This window comes from Streptomyces sp. NBC_00466 (assembly GCF_041433995.1).
In the GTDB taxonomy this organism is placed as follows: Bacteria; Actinomycetota; Actinomycetes; order Streptomycetales; family Streptomycetaceae; genus Streptomyces.
Window position 1 is genome coordinate 3,530,533 of record NZ_CP107896.1, and the last position, 14,233, is coordinate 3,544,765.

The 14,233-nt window shown below is 70.1% G+C and carries 14 protein-coding genes and 1 pseudogene; 3 read left to right on the top strand and 12 right to left on the bottom strand.

Features of this window, described 5'->3' with window-relative positions; genetic code table 11:
- Window positions 1-143: 143 nt before the first annotated feature.
- The 4 genes from pstS to OG210_RS15670 all read right to left on the bottom strand — a co-directional run bounded on the left by pstS (window position 144) and on the right by OG210_RS15670 (window position 5,391).
- Entirely contained in the window at window positions 144-1,280 is a 1,137-nt protein-coding gene (gene pstS, locus OG210_RS15655; RefSeq protein WP_328328557.1) for a phosphate ABC transporter substrate-binding protein PstS, read from the bottom strand.
- A gap of 444 nt (window positions 1,281-1,724) precedes the next feature.
- Window positions 1,725-2,126, bottom strand: a complete 402-nt coding sequence (locus OG210_RS15660; RefSeq protein WP_328335503.1) for an NUDIX hydrolase — start codon at window positions 2,124-2,126, stop codon at window positions 1,725-1,727.
- A gap of 11 nt (window positions 2,127-2,137) precedes the next feature.
- A complete protein-coding gene (locus OG210_RS15665) occupies window positions 2,138-3,103 on the bottom strand; it encodes a CHAD domain-containing protein (RefSeq protein ID WP_371537108.1) in 966 nt (321 codons plus the stop codon).
- Window positions 3,104-3,159: 56 nt separating this feature from the next.
- A complete protein-coding gene (locus OG210_RS15670; protein ID WP_328328553.1) occupies window positions 3,160-5,391 on the bottom strand; it encodes an RNA degradosome polyphosphate kinase in 2,232 nt (743 codons plus the stop codon).
- A gap of 374 nt (window positions 5,392-5,765) precedes the next feature.
- Between OG210_RS15670 and OG210_RS15675 the strand changes: the two genes are divergently transcribed.
- Window positions 5,766-6,329, top strand: a complete 564-nt coding sequence (locus OG210_RS15675) for a dihydrofolate reductase family protein (RefSeq protein ID WP_371537111.1) — start codon at window positions 5,766-5,768, stop codon at window positions 6,327-6,329.
- Between the two features lie 31 nt (window positions 6,330-6,360).
- On the opposite strand, the gene OG210_RS15680 is transcribed toward OG210_RS15675, so the two are convergent.
- Genes OG210_RS15680 through OG210_RS15690 form a run of 3 tightly spaced genes read right to left on the bottom strand, consistent with a single transcriptional unit; the run spans window position 6,361 to window position 8,680 of the window.
- Window positions 6,361-7,308 (bottom strand): ABC transporter permease, encoded by a 948-nt coding sequence (locus tag OG210_RS15680; RefSeq protein ID WP_371537114.1) that lies wholly within the window; start codon window positions 7,306-7,308, stop codon window positions 6,361-6,363.
- Window positions 7,305-8,198 (bottom strand): ABC transporter ATP-binding protein, encoded by an 894-nt coding sequence (locus OG210_RS15685; protein WP_328328547.1) that lies wholly within the window; start codon window positions 8,196-8,198, stop codon window positions 7,305-7,307. The genes OG210_RS15680 and OG210_RS15685 overlap by 4 nt, the downstream gene beginning before the upstream one ends.
- Window positions 8,195-8,680: a GntR family transcriptional regulator gene (locus OG210_RS15690; protein WP_328328545.1), complete on the bottom strand. Its 486-nt coding sequence runs from the start codon at window positions 8,678-8,680 to the stop codon at window positions 8,195-8,197. The genes OG210_RS15685 and OG210_RS15690 overlap by 4 nt, the downstream gene beginning before the upstream one ends.
- Window positions 8,681-8,871: 191 nt before the next feature.
- On the opposite strand from OG210_RS15690, the gene OG210_RS15695 reads away from it, so the two are divergent.
- Complete coding sequence (locus OG210_RS15695; RefSeq protein WP_328328543.1) at window positions 8,872-9,585, top strand: class I SAM-dependent methyltransferase; 714 nt, start codon at window positions 8,872-8,874, stop codon at window positions 9,583-9,585.
- 27 nt (window positions 9,586-9,612) lie between these two features.
- Here the strand turns inward: OG210_RS15695 and OG210_RS15700 are convergent, their stop codons facing one another.
- Window positions 9,613-10,011: a helix-turn-helix domain-containing protein gene (locus OG210_RS15700; RefSeq protein WP_328328541.1), complete on the bottom strand. Its 399-nt coding sequence runs from the start codon at window positions 10,009-10,011 to the stop codon at window positions 9,613-9,615.
- A gap of 186 nt (window positions 10,012-10,197) precedes the next feature.
- On the opposite strand from OG210_RS15700, the gene OG210_RS15705 reads away from it, so the two are divergent.
- Window positions 10,198-10,926, top strand: a complete 729-nt coding sequence (locus OG210_RS15705) for an alpha/beta fold hydrolase (RefSeq protein ID WP_328328539.1) — start codon at window positions 10,198-10,200, stop codon at window positions 10,924-10,926.
- Window positions 10,927-10,951: 25 nt separating this feature from the next.
- On the opposite strand, the gene OG210_RS15710 is transcribed toward OG210_RS15705, so the two are convergent.
- The 4 genes and pseudogenes from OG210_RS15710 to OG210_RS15725 form a co-directional block, all read right to left on the bottom strand.
- Window positions 10,952-11,890 carry a MerR family transcriptional regulator gene (locus tag OG210_RS15710; protein ID WP_328328537.1) on the bottom strand — a complete coding sequence of 313 codons (939 nt, stop codon included), beginning with the start codon at window positions 11,888-11,890 and terminating at the stop codon, window positions 10,952-10,954.
- A gap of 99 nt (window positions 11,891-11,989) precedes the next feature.
- Complete coding sequence (mshD, locus tag OG210_RS15715; protein ID WP_328328535.1) at window positions 11,990-12,937, bottom strand: mycothiol synthase; 948 nt, start codon at window positions 12,935-12,937, stop codon at window positions 11,990-11,992.
- Between the two features lie 202 nt (window positions 12,938-13,139).
- A pseudogene (locus OG210_RS15720) lies at window positions 13,140-13,517 on the bottom strand (DUF1016 N-terminal domain-containing protein); the annotation flags it as partial.
- 131 nt (window positions 13,518-13,648) lie between these two features.
- Window positions 13,649-14,191: a cupin domain-containing protein gene (locus OG210_RS15725; RefSeq protein WP_328328533.1), complete on the bottom strand. Its 543-nt coding sequence runs from the start codon at window positions 14,189-14,191 to the stop codon at window positions 13,649-13,651.
- Window positions 14,192-14,233 lie beyond the last annotated feature (42 nt).

The following is a 14,233-nucleotide window of genomic DNA, read 5'->3' on the forward strand; positions in this document are numbered from 1 at the left end:
TGGCGGCGGTGCACCGGATGGGGGGCGGTGGCCGGCCCGGAGGAGCGCTCCGGGCCGGATGCCGTCACTGCTGTGGAACCTGTGAAGCGTGTGGAGCGTGCGGGACCTGTGGAACGTGCGGTGTCGTCCCGCGTGTCCGGCGCCTAGGAGATCGTGGCGAGCGTCTTGCGGACCTTGGCGTTGATCTCGGCCGGGATCGGCGCGTAGCCGGCGGTCGAGAGCTGCTTCTGGCCGTCGTCGCCCGAGGTGTAGTTCAGGAAGGACTTGACGGTGCCGAGGGTGTCGGCCTTGTTGCCCTTGTCACAGACGATCTCGTACGTCACCAGGACGATCGGGTAGGCGCCGTCGGCCTTGGTGGTGTAGTCGAGCTTGAGCGACAGGTCGGAGCCGGTGCCGACGACCTTGGCGGCCGCGATGGCCTTGGAGGCGTTCTCGGAGGTGGCTTCGGCGGGGGCGCTGGCGCCCGTGTCGATCTTGACCGTGGAGATCTTCTGCGAGGTGGCGTACGAGAGCTCGAAGTAACCGATCGAGCCGTCGACCTGCTTCACCTGCTGGGAGACACCGGCCGAACCGGCAGCGGCCTGGCCACCGGGCGCGGGCCACGACTTGCCGCCCGGGTACTTCCAGTCATTGGGCGCCGCCGCGGTCAGGTACTTGCCCAGGTTCTCCGTGGTGCCGGAGTCCTCGGCGCGGTGGAAGGGCTGGATCGCCTTGGCCGGGAGCTTCGCGCCGGGGTTGAGCTTCTTGATCGCCGGGTCGTTCCAGGTCTTGATCTTCGCGGAGAAGATCTTCGCCAGCGTGGGGGCGTCGAGGACCAGGTTGTCCACGCCCTCCAGGTGGTAGCCGACCGCGATGGGGCCGCCGACCATCGGGAGGTCGATGCCCCGGCCGCCGCTGCAGACCTTCTTGGAGTCCGCGACCTCGGCGGGCTTCAGCGGCGAGTCCGAACCGGCGTAGCCGACCGTGCCCTGGTTGAAGGCGACGATGCCCTCACCGGACGAGGACGACTTGTAGTTGATGTCGACGCCGGAACAGGCGGCCATGTAGCCCTTGGCCCACAGGTCCATCGCGTTCTTCTGCGCGCTCGAACCGGAGGCGCGCAGCTGGCCCTTCGCACCGTCGCACTTGACGTTGGATGCGGCGTTCGTCTTGGTGCCGGTGCCTCCGGTCGAGCCGCTGTTGTTGTCCGAACCGCACGCCGTGAGGACCAGGGCGCCGGATACGGCGAGGGCGCCGAGCGCGGCGGCGCGAAGCCGGGTCTTGCGCTGCTGAAGCTTCACTTCGGGTGTTCCTTCCAGGAGCCGCCGGGTTTCGTTTCGTTGTACGGCGGCGTGCGAAGAGGTGACCGGTGCGGCGGGGTGCCGTGCACCGTGTAAGGCCGAAATTAGGCAGATCAGGTGAAGTGGCCGACGGGGGTGAGTGAACGGAGAGTGAACCTCGGCGGACGACCGGGTGCGGGGCTCGGCGGGTCACTCCGCGGCGACCGCGGGGTGACCGTGGAGTGACGCAGCGTCCGCCGCCACTGGCCCCGTACGCCCCTCGTACACCCCGTGCCGCTGTGCGGCACCGCTGTTTCCGGCCGCTGCGCGGCGCTGCTGCGGCCCATCCGCGGCACCGCTGTGAGCCCGCTGCGAGCCCGCTGTTTCCGGGCTTGCCGAGTCCGGGCCTGCCAAGTCCGGCCTGCTGAGCCCGGGCCTCCGGAGGCCCGGTGCGGCCCGGTGCCGTCAGCGCAGCGCGGCGTGCAGCGCGTCGACCAGTTCCCGGTCGCGCTGCTGGGTGAGGCGGGCGCGGGCCGCCGTCAGGGGAAGCCACAGCACCCGGTCCACCTCGCTGTTCGGGGTGAACTCTCCGGCCGTCGCCTCGGCGGCCCAGTAGCTGACCTCCTTGGGGCGGCCGTTCGCCCGGTACCGCACGGTGGGGAGGCGGGCGCCGGGGGCGCAGTCGTGGCCGGTCTCCTCCTGGACCTCGCGCAGTGCGGCGGCCAGGGGGTCCTCGCCCGGTTTCAGCTTGCCCTTCGGGTGCGACCAGTCGTCGTACTTCGGCCGGTGGACCAGACAGATCTCCAGGCCGCCCGCCGGGGCGCGGCGCCACAGCACGCACCCCGCCGCCCGGACAGTGCCCTCCAGGCCGTTGCCGGTCACGGGGCGCTCACCGCCGTGCGCTGCCAGGCCTGCTGGAAGGTGTAGCGGGCGGCTTCGACCTCGTGGCGCTGGTCGGCGTGGAGCACCCCCAGTGCGTACGCCGTCGCCGGGGCGATCCGGGGCGTACGGGCCGCCGATGCGGCCGCCCCCGCGGCCTCGGCGGCTTCGCGGTGCTGGTCGAGTGCCTGGCCCGCGCCGTAGAGCCGCAGGTCGGGGCCCGGCCGGTCGTCCAGGCCCGCGGTCAGGGCCTCCTGTGCGTAGCGGTGCAGCCGCAGCAGCAGCCGGACCTGGTGCCAGGGGGCGTCCTGGGCGTCGCTCAGCCCCTCCGCGTTGTACGGGTGCGCGGCCCGGTGCAGCGGCAGCGCCGCCACCGCGTCCGCGAGTCTGCGGCCCGCCGTCTCGGCCGCGGGCGGCAGGGTCTCGGTGGCGTACGTGGTCGCGGCGGGCGCGAACGGCACGTCCGACGCCAGCAGGGCGACGGCGTCCGCGACCGCGTGGAAGCGGGAGGAGCCCAGCGCCTGGAGCGCCGCCGAGTGGGCGCGGGTCCTGGCCAGGGTCAGCTGCCGTTCCAGGAGCGCGCCGGCGCGCGCGGCGCCCATGGCGAGCGCGGCGGGCCGGCCCGTCCCGTCGCGGGGGCCGGGCAGCGAAGCCGTACCGTCCGAGAGTCTGCCGAGCGCTTCGAGCAGCCGGGCCAGCCGCGCGGCGTACGCGTGCTCGCGGGCCAACGTGCCGGACAGCCAGGCCAGTTCGGACCGCAACTGGTCGGCCCAGGCCGCGTCGAGGTGGCCGCGGAAGGTGTGCAGGGTGCCGCTGATGCGGCGGGCCGACCGGCGCAGCACGCGGGCGGCCTCCTCGTCTCCTTCCGAGTACGTGCGCAGGCTGCGCAGGAACTCCGCGGCCTGGTCGTGCAGATAGCGGGCGAGGAGCTGGCCCGCGGTCGCCGTCGGGTCAGGACGTGGCACGACTGCGCCTCCGGGGAACGTCACGCGGAACATCGAGCGGAAGACCAAGCGGAGCATCAAGGGGTCGCACGACGGCGCCTCCTGGCGTCTATCAGCATTTCCTGCACATGGCGCAGCGGCCGGCCTTCGGCATCGGTCGCGTGGCGCGTCCAGTTGCCGTCGGCCCCCAGGTGCCAGGAGGACGTGGTGTCGGACATACCGGTCTCCAGGAGCCGGCTGAGCGCGGCGCGGTGAGCCGGGTCGGTGACGCGGACCAGTGCTTCGATCCTGCGGTCGAGGTTGCGGTGCATCATGTCGGAGCTGCCCAGCCACACTTCGGGCTCGCCGCCGTTGCCGAAGGCGAACACCCGGGAGTGTTCGAGGAATCGGCCCAGTATCGACCGGACCCGGACGTTCTCCGAGAGGCCGGTGACCCCGGGGCGTATCGCGCAGATGCCGCGCACCCAGACGTCGACGGGCACCCCGGCCTGCGCGGCCCGGTAGCAGGCGTCGATGACCGCTTCGTCGACCATCGAGTTGACCTTGATGCGGACGTAGGCGGGGCGGCCCGCGCGCTGGTGCGCGATCTCCTTGTCGATCCGGGCGACCAGGCCGTCGCGCAGCGACTTGGGGGCGACGAGCAGCCGCCGGTAGGTCTCACGCCGCGAGTAGCCGGAGAGCCGGTTGAACAGGTCGGAGAGGTCCGCGCCGACCTGCGGGTCGGCGGTGAGCAGCCCGAGGTCCTCGTACAGCCTGGCCGTCTTCGGGTGGTAGTTGCCGGTGCCGACGTGGGAGTAGCGGCGCAGCGTGTCGCCCTCCTGCCGTACGACGAGCGAGAGCTTGCAGTGCGTCTTCAGCCCCACCAGGCCGTAGACGACATGGCAGCCCGCCTCCTCCAGCTTCCTGGCCCACTTGATGTTGGCCTGCTCGTCGAAGCGGGCCTTGATCTCGACCAGGACGAGCACCTGCTTGCCGGATTCGGCCGCGTCGATCAGGGCGTCCACGATCGGTGAGTCGCCCGAAGTCCGGTACAGGGTCTGCTTGATGGCGAGTACGTCCGGGTCGCCCGCCGCCTGCTCCAGGAAGGCCTGGACGGAGGTGGAGAACGAGTCGTACGGGTGGTGCAGCAGCACGTCCCGTTCCCGCAGGGCGGCGAAGATGTCGGGCGCCGACGCGGACTCGACCTCGGCGAGGTCGCGGTGGGTGCCCGCGATGAACGGCGGGAACTTCAGCTCGGGCCGGTCCAGCGTCGCTATGCCGAAGAGCCCGGTGAGGTCGAGCGGGCCGGGCAGCGGGTACACCTCGGCCTCGGAGACCTTCAGCTCCCGGACCAGCAGGTCGAGGATGTACGGGTCGATGGACTCCTCCACCTCCAGCCGGACGGGCGGCCCGAAGCGGCGCCGCATCAGCTCCTTCTCCAGGGCTTTGAGGAGGTTCTCGGCGTCGTCCTCCTCGACCTCCAGGTCCTCGTTCCTGGTGACCCGGAACATGTGGTGCGCCAGCACCTCCATCCCCGGGAAGAGCTCCTCCAGATGCGCCGCGATGATGTCCTCGACGGGCACGTACCGCTGGGGCGACGCCTCCAGGAACCGGGTGAGCAGCGGCGGCACCTTGACCCGGGCGAAGTGCCGGTGGCCGCTGACCGGGTTGCGGACGACCACGGCGAGGTTGAGCGAGAGCCCCGAGATGTACGGGAAGGGGTGCGCGGGGTCGACGGCCAGCGGGGTCAGTACGGGGAAGATCCGCTGCCGGAAGAAGGTGAAGAGCCGGGCCTTCTCCTTGTCGGTCAGGTCGTCCCAGCGGACCAGGTGGATGTTCTCGTCGGCCAGCGCGGCCGAGACGTCCTGCTGGTAGCAGGCGGCGTGCCGGGCCATGAGCTCGCGCGACCTGGTCCAGATCTGCTCCAGCACCTCGCGGGGCTGGAAGCCGGATGCGGAGCGGGTGGCGACACCGGTCGCGATACGGCGTTTGAGGCCGGCCACCCGGACCATGAAGAACTCGTCGAGGTTGCTCGCGAAGATGGCGAGGTAGTTAGCCCGTTCGAGGAGGGGGGTCGCCGGATCCTCGGCCAGTTCGAGTACCCGTTCGTTGAAGGCGAGCCAGCTCTGCTCCCGGTCGAGGAAGCGGCCGGACGGCAGCTCGGCGCCGGCGCCGTCGGCGGACTCCTCGTACGCGTCGACGTCGGCGTCGATGCCCGGATCCAGGTCGGGAACGGCTGCCGCGACGGTGTGCGGACGGTGCGCTGCGATGGAACCGACGGAGGGCTGGAGGTGCTTGACCGGGACCTCTGCACTGGGCTGCTGGCTCATATGCCCATTGTTCCGCGCGGGAGGGTCGGCGGGCGCGGTGACGGGTTGCATTCCGTGAGGGTCGCAAGCGCGTCTTAATGACGGGTAACGAGGACATGACGTCCGGGAAGCGCGCCATGACGTCCGGGCGGCGGGTGCTGTGCCGTCCGGAGGCGGCGCTATGCCGTTCGGGTGCGAGTGCCGGGGCCGCCACCGATGATTCTCCGCCTCCTGCGCGGTCAGCACCAGTACGGGGAAGGCCCCCGCCCCGATGCGCGGGAGGATCGGATCGGATCGGCAGCATCCACCCGTAACCGCTCTGACCGCCGTATCCACCGTAACCGCCGTATCCGCCCGCAATCCATCCCGTAATCCATGCGTACAGGAGGATCGGTATGCGCACCCTCGCCATCACCGAGAACGTCACCGTCGACGGCTCGGTCGAGATGCTCACGGACTGGTTCGACCCGCAGGCCCAGGGCGCCCCCGACATGAGCGACGTCATGGAGGAGAGCGACCGGCAGGACAGCCGCGCCGACGCCCTGCTCGTCGGCCGGCGGACCTTCGAGGACTTCCGCGGCTACTGGCCGCAGCAGACCGACGACACCACCGGCATCACCGGCTATCTGAACCGGGTCCAGAAGTACGTGGTGTCCGCCTCGCTCACGGATCCGCGGTGGGAGAACTCGACGGTGCTGAAGGGCGACCCGGTCGAGGAGGTGGCCGCGCTCAAGGGGCGGGAGGGCGGCAAGGACATCGTGCTCACCGGCAGCATCACCCTGGCGCACACGCTGATCAGGGCCGGTCTGGTGGACGAGTACCGCTTCTTCGTCCACCCCGTGGTCCAGGGCCGCGGCCGCCGTCTCTTCCCCGAGGGGTACGGGATCCCGCAGCTGCGGCTCCTGGAGTCGAGGGCATTCCGGAGCGGGATCACCCTCCAGCGCTACGCACCGGCCTGAGCGGGCACCGGCCGCAGGGCTCCGCCGCCGCTCAGACGGCCATCCGCTTCACGATGCGGAACACCACCAGGGTCAGGACGGCGGCCAGGGCCAGCAGGATGCCGGTCTCGACCAGCTGGAGCGGCCAGAACTGGGACACGGGGTGCGAGGAGCGGAAGTAGCCCGCCAGGTTGTGGGCCGCCTGGCACTGCTTGTCGTCCACGCAGATCGGGTCGGGGACGTGGGCGCCGCTGTTGGTGATGGCACCCTCGGCGGTGACCATGCCGTTCATCGCCGGGTAGCCCTCGGCGAGGCCGGTGCGGACGGTCACGACCGGCCAGAGGCTGCCGCGTACGGCCCCGAGCACACCGGACACGACCAGGGTGGCGATCAGGCTCGTCACGATCGCGGGCACGGTGCGGCGGACCAGCAGGCCGGTCAGGGCGCCGAGCGGGACCACGAGCAGGGCGGTGGCGATGCCGATCGGGCCGATGGCCTGGTAGACGCTGTCGGAGTACCAGTGCAGTGCCGGGTCCGCGTGCTTGCTGGTGCTCCAGACCCAGCGGTAGACGCCGTCGAGGACGACCGAACCGGCGAGGGCCAGCGCGGTCGGCACGGCGAGCTTCGCCGCGAACCAGCGGACCGGGGAGACGGACTGGGTCCACAGCAACTGGTGGCTGCCCGACTCCAGTTCACGGGCGACGACCGGTCCGGCCACGAAGGCGACGACCAGAAGGGGGAGCAGCGCGATCACCGATGCGGCGTTCTCCACCAGCCGGGCGTCCGTCCAGTACCCGCCCACCAGGCCGCCGCCCCACAGGCGGATCGCGATCAGCAGGACCACGGCCAGGACGAGGAGCCCGGCGGCCCCCTGGAGGGTGGAGCGGTGCATCCGGGCGGCGACCCAGTACGGGCCGCGCAGCCGCTGCGAGCCGGTGCCGGCGGCGGTGCCGGTCTCGCTGACGGCAGGGGTGTCGGTGTTCTGGTGCAGGGTGCTCATGTCCTTGCCTCCGTACGGTGTTCGGCGCTCGGTGTCAGCAGGGTGGGTGCGTCGGGTGACCGCAGATGGGCGAGGAGCAGCTCCTCCAGGGACGGTTCCATGGTCTGCCAGTCACCCGAGACCGGCCCGTCCCGGCGTACCAGCGCCGTCATTTGCCGTCCTGTGGTGCGCGATTCGATGACGGTGTGCGGGTCGAGGGCGGCCACCGGCCCGGTCAGCAGGGTGTGGGCGGCGAGCAGGTCCTCGGTCTCGCCGCCCAGCCGTACCCGTCCGGTGTCGACCAGCAGCAAGTAGTCGCAGGCGCCGTCGAGTTCGGCCAGGACATGGGAGGACATCACGATCGTCGTCCCGTGCTCGGCGGCCTCGGACATCAGGGCGCCCATCAGCTCGTGCCGGGCGAGCGGGTCGAGATCGGCCATCGGCTCGTCGAGCAGCATCAGTTCGGGCCGCTTGCCGAGGGCGAGTGCGAGGGCGACGCGGGTGCGCTGGCCGCCGGAGAGCGTACGGATGGGGTTGTTCCGGTTCAGCTTGCCTCCGGCGATGATCCGCTCGGCGGCTGCCGCGTCCCAGCGGGCCGGGTTCAGCTCGTACCCCATGCGCAGGGTCTCCGCGACGGTCAACTGCCCGACCAGCGGCTTGCTCTGGGCGACGAAGGCGATCCGTTCGCGGGCGGCTGCGGGGGACGTCCCGAGCACCTGCACGGCGCCCTCGGTGGGCCGTAGCAGCCCCGCGGTGTGGGCGAGCAGCGTCGACTTGCCGGCGCCGTTGGGGCCCACGAGTGCGCAGACCCGCCCGGCGGGCAGCCGGAAGGAGCAGCCCCGCAGCGCCCAGTCGCGCCGTCTGCCGTACGTCTTGCCGAGCCCGTGGGCCTCGATGGCGGTGTCGGTCATGTGTGCATGTCCCCCTTGGAGCGGGCTGCGGCGGTGGTGGCGCGGGTGTGGGTGCTGGTGTCCGGGGCAGCGGTGGTGTCCGAAGAGCTGGCGGTGGTGGCGATGTCCTGGAAGCAGTCGTCGAGTACGGAGGCGCAGAGCGCTGCCGCGTCGTCCTTCTCCAGTCCGGCCGTACGGGCCCGGGTGGCCCATTCGGTCAGCTCGGCCCGCAGCGCGGAATCCGCGGGCGGGGTGTGCCCGAGCGACTTGCGGATGAAGGTGCCCATGCCGCGCCGGGCCTCGACCAGCCCCTCGCGTTCCAGTTCGCGGTACGCCTTCAGGACGGTGTTGGGGTTGATGGCGGTGGACGCGACCACCGCGCGTGCGGTGGGCAGCTGGTCACCGGGCTGCAACAGGCCCAGGCGCAGGGCCTGTTTGGTCTGCTGGGCGATCTGGAGATACGTCGAGACACCGCTGCGCCGGTCGATGCGGAACTCGATCACGCTTCCACCCCCCTTTCACTAGTTGAGTAGTGAAAGAGTGATGCACGGATCGGCGGGTGTCAACTCGTGATCGAAACAGAGCTCGGAACAGAGCTCGGAACAGAGCTCGCAACAGTGCTCGGACCCAAGACCGGATCCGTGATCGGGAAAGCCTGGTTCCGCGGGCGATCGAGGGCTGATGGACTCACCCCATGACGGCATTGATGCCCCGCGTCCTGCGAGCGATCGACCAGTTCCACTCCGCCCACCCCTGGGACCACAACGCCCACTACCACCGGTGGATCCTGCGCCGGCTGCCCAGACGTCTCAACAGCGCCCTGGACGTCGGATCAGGCAGCGGTGACCTCGCCAGACTCCTGGCTTCGCGGGCCGGGGCGGTGCACGGTATCGACGTCGACCCCGCCATCGTCGATCGCGCGCGGGCACTCACGGACCCCGCGGCCCCGGTGACCTTCACTGCCGGAGACGTACTGGCGGACGTGCCGAAGGAGGCGGAGTACGGTCCCTATGACGCCATCACCTGTGTCGCCACCATCCACCACATGCCGTTCGGTGACGCCCTCGCCCGCTTCCGGCAGCACCTGGCGCCCGGCGGAACCCTGGTGGTCGTCGGCGTCTACCGCCCCGCCTCCCGGAGCGACTTCCTGATCGACGCCGCCGCCATTCCGTCGAACGTCGCCATGGCCTGGATGAAGAACAAGGGCCGCAAGGCGCCGCGACCGGCCTCAATGACCGCCAGGACCCGACCGGCGACCATGACCTTCGCGGACATCGTTCGGGACGCCCGCCGGGTACTGCCCGGCGCGCAACTGCGCCGACGGCTGTTCTGGCGCTACACGCTGGTCTGGCGCGGGCCCCGGTCGTGCGAGCCGGGAAGTCCGTTCGGAAGCGGGTCTGCCGGGTGACGACCGTCCCGCCGTCCCGCCGTCCCGCTACGAGGCCGTCGGCGGATCCGTGCGGGCGTCGTAGGCGGCGCGGGCGTCGTCGATACGGGCGAGGTGCGCGACGCTCCATTCGAGCAGGGGCCCGGTGGCCTCGCGCAGGGTGATGCCCATCTCGGTGAGCTCGTAACTGACGTGCGGCGGCATCACGTTGTGGACGGTGCGGGTCAGGATTCCGTCCCGCTCCAGGCTGCGCAGCTTCACGGTGAGCATCCGCTGGCTGATTCCCTCGATGGCCCTTTTGAGCTCGGTGAAACGGCGCGGTCCGTCCCTGAGGTTGCGCACGACCAGCAGCGACCACTTGTCTCCGACGATGTCGAGCACCACCCGGGTCCGGCACGCGTCGCTGGGCCGCGCCGCCGGCTGTGGATCGCCCTGTGCCGCGTCCATGGTTACCTCCAGAGAACCGGGGCACCGAAAAGTGCCTTATTGCCTACGGCGCGCCGTGTGCACCAGCATGTTCGTGGTACTCAAACAGTACCGGGGCACGAAAGGTAACCACCAGAGCCGCGAACCGGCGGCAGGTGCGTGGCCGGCGGTGCTCCGCTGCTTCTACGAAGAAGGACTGGTTCACTCATGTCCACATTCCTGCTGGTGCACGGTGCTTGGCACAGCGGACGGTGCTGGGAGCGCGTGGTGCCGCTGCTGGAGGCTGCCGGGCACCGGGCGTTCGCGCCGTCCCTGACCGGCTATGGCGACAAGGTGCACCTGGCCGGTCCGGAGGTGGGGCTCGATACGCACGCCGACGACATCGTCGGGCTGATCACCGAGGAGAACCTCAGCGACGTCGTGCTCGTCGGCCACAGCTACGCGGGGCTGGTGATCTCGTCCGCGGCCAACCGGATTCCGGAACGCGTCGCGCACCTGGTCTACCTCGACGCGATGGTCCCGGAGGACGGCGAGTCCGCGGTCGACGTCCAGCCCGTGACACGGCAACTGATCGAGCTCGCCGAGAAGTCCGAGAGTGGCTGGCGCGTGCCGCCGATGCCCGAACAGCCCGCGCCCTTCGGCCTGTTCGGCGTCACGGACCCGGCGGACGTCGCCTGGCTGCGCGGGATGCTCTCGGACCAGCCGGTGCGCTGCCTGCGGCAGCCGGTGCACCTGGACAACCCAGCCGTGAACGCGATCCCGCGCACCCATATCCACAACGTCGGCGCCATGCCGGCGGGCGTCACCCGCCGCCCCGTCCCCCCGGTCCAGCCCAACGGCACCGCCGCGCAGGTCTGGCAGCTGCCGACCGGCCACGACTGCATGATCACCATGCCGGGGGAACTCAGCGAACTGCTCCTCGAGCTCGCCCGGTGATCGTCTGCCGTGCCCACTGCGGTGACTATGCGGCACGGTCATGTCGCAGGGCCTGGATGAGCCAGGGGTACACCGGGATCAGGTTCGGTACTACCTGCCAGCCGTTGACGATCCACACCAGCCGCCAGTATCGGTCTACCCGGGGATCGTGCGCCTCTTCGAACTGCTCGGCCATCCAGTCCCGGAATTCCGTGTCGGGGGTGCGCGCGAGCACCTCGGCGAATCGGTGCACGAGGTCGTCGATGACGGGTGCGCCCCTGTCGCTGAGCGGGCCGATGCCCGACTCCATGGCCTCGGCCACCTTCTGACGGGTGAATTCCATCAGTTCCTCGCCGGCATCGCATTCGATGTCGAGCGGGTGCCCGGCGGCCTGACGTGCGGCCGTCCGGCTCATCCGGGCACGGAAATCCTCGTCGCCGACCAGCTCGGCGAGCTCCACCCACGCGGCGACCTGCTCGCTGGTCGGGTCATCGGGGAGCTCGGGAGTGGCAGCGCGAACCATGGCAACCGCGGTCGGGTCGGTATCCACTGTGCCGAAGGTGCCATCAACGAAATCGTCGATCAAACGTCGGCGTTCCTCGCCGGACAACTGCGTGAGCCTGTGCATGAGCTGGGTCTCCTCGGGACTGGACCCGCGTCTGGCCACGACTCGCAGAACGCTCCGACGCAGTTGCAGCACCCGGATCTGGACGTCCATGGCGTCGGCGTGCGCCGCGGCGACTTCCGCCACCGAGAGCTCGCGGTCCAGTACCCGTTGAATCGTGGCCAGGTCCATGCCCAGCTCGCGCAGTGTGCGGAGGAGTTCCAGACGAAGCAGTGCGTCGAGGTCGTAGAGCCGGTAACCGGCGGGACTACGGGTGGTCGGCGCTACCACCCCCGAATCGGAGTAGAACCGGATGGTCCGCACAGACAAGCCGGTCCGCCGGGAAAGCTCCCCGATCGAGTAGAGGGTCGTAACGTCCATGTCCCCCACTCTGCTGTCTCCAGTCACTGGAGACTCAAGGTCCTTCCCGAGCGGGCCCCGACCGAGACGTCACCTGACAGGCCCGCTTCTGGACCGAGTTCAGGACTCCGAGCGGTACATCAGGTCGACCTCGTGCGTGGCGAAGCCCAGCCGCTCGTACACCGTGACGGCGGCCGTGTTGTCGGCGTCCACGTACAGCATCGCCGTGGGCAGCCCCTCGGCCGCGAGGTGGCGCAGCCCGGTCGCGGTCAGTGCCTTGCCGAGGCCGCCGCCCTGGGCGTCCGGGCGGATGCCGACCACGTACACCTCGCCCAGCTGCTCGTCGGCGTGCACCTTCGTCCAGTGGAAGCCGACGATCTCGCCGCCGGGGCCGCCGTCCGCGTCCGCGTCCCGTACCGCCAGGAAGAACCCCTTCGGGTCGAACCAGGACTCCGCCTTCCGGTCGTCCAGGTCGCGCTGGCTCATCGACCCCTGCTCGGGGTGGTGGGCGAAGGCGGCGGCGTTCACGGCGAGCCAGGCCGCATCGTCCTGACCGGGTACGAAGGTCCGTACGGTGACGCCCTCCGGGTACACCGGCTCGGGGATGTCCAGCGGGGCCAACGGGCGCCGCATTTGGCGCAGTTCACGGAACTTGGCCAGCCCGAGCACCTGGGCGAGGTGGCGGGCCGCCGAGTGTCCGCCGTGCGCCCAGACGCGCAGCCGCCGCCCGGAAGCGGCCAGCAGGGCGGAGCCGAGCGCGCGGCCGTTGCCCTGCCCCCGGTGCGAGGGGTGGACGACGAGCTCGGCGGCGGGCGCCTCGACGGGGTCGGTCGCCTCCAGCTGGGCGTACCCGGTGAGCGTGTCACTGACGCTGACCAGGAAGTGCTGAACCCCTTCGCGCCGCTCGCCGCGCAGCTGAAGCCGTCCCTGCTCGGATACGGCCTGCTGCCCGTCGGTCCGCGCGGCCTCGGCGAGCAGCGCGCGTACGGCTTGCTCCTGGTCGGCGGTGAGTGTGTCGAGGGTCTGGATCTGCCGGCCGGGTGCGGGGTCTGTGGGCGCATTCGTCATGGAGGCGAGCGTACGGGGGAGAGGGCGCGGGTGGTGGGTGGCCGTGCGGCTCAGCTGCCGTCGGACGACTTGCGCAGGACGTCGTCCGCGATGCGGGAGAGGTCCTCCGCGGTGGGCAGCAGCTCCTGTACGCGCTCGGGCAGCCCGGCGTAGGTGCTGACCGCCAAGGGTTTGCTGTATCCGCGCAGCGGGTTCGGCACTTGTCCATCAGGAGCTGGAGGTGCCCCCAGGGCAATTGCGCAGCAGCTTGCTGCGCAAATTGTTCGGGCCATGTTCGAGCCAGCTGCTGCATGTACTGGACGTTGCGCGTACTGAACCCCCGCTGGTTCGGAAACTCGGTGCGCAGCTCGGCCGAGATGCGCTCGATGACCCTCGTGCCCCACTTCTCGTCCTCTTGCCGGGCCAGGATGGTCCGGCCGATCTCCCAGTACATGAGGAGCATCTCCGTGTTGACCTTCAGCTGGGCGCGGACATGGGCGCCACGCACGATCGCCTTGAGATCGTGCACCAGGTCGAAGAAGCCGGGCGGGAGAGCGGAGGCCTGGGCGGGCACAACGCCCCTGGTCGTGTCGTCGTTCATCTGGACAGGCTGTCGGCAGCCTGCGGTGCTGTGACGTTCCTGCCGAAATCAATCCACCGAACGGGTGGCATGGTGCCCTCGACTCCAGGGGGGGGTGAGAAGGGGGCACTCCAGCAACCAGCTCTGCGGTACTAGGCGAAGTCGTCGTGGTCAATGCCGATAATGACGGCCGCACAGACCGCCGGCACGTCACCATTATTGATCCACCGGTGCTTCGTCCCGTTCTGGATGATCGTGTCGCCCGCCTTCAGAGTCTTGCTGGCGCCATCGTCGAGTTCGAGGGTGAGCTCCCCGGACAAGACCACCATGAGGTCGACGCTGGCCGACCTGTGCATCCCGCCGCCTTCGGGGAAATTACCGTCGAAGCCGTGACGCATGTGCCGCCGCGGGGTAAATGTCCCCGGTGCCGGCTCCGGCAACGGGTCGGCGCCATTCGGCGCCAGCGTGACCATTACATAACGGAACCCGCCAGTCCGCGGGAAGTACTCGTCTTCACAGGCAGGCTCCGAACCGTCGTCAGGGAAGTGCACACCTTTGTAGTCGCCGCCCCAAATCTGGTAAATAGGGCCACCGCCCCCGTCGTGCTCAAGCTCCACGTCGCTGGCAAAAACAGCCTTGCCCTCCGAGTTATGACCGGTGGCTACTCGCCTTATCGTCATGTTGAGCTCCCTCATGCGTTGATAAGCCGTGCAGGGCCTCTCTGCCTTGCCGTGCCC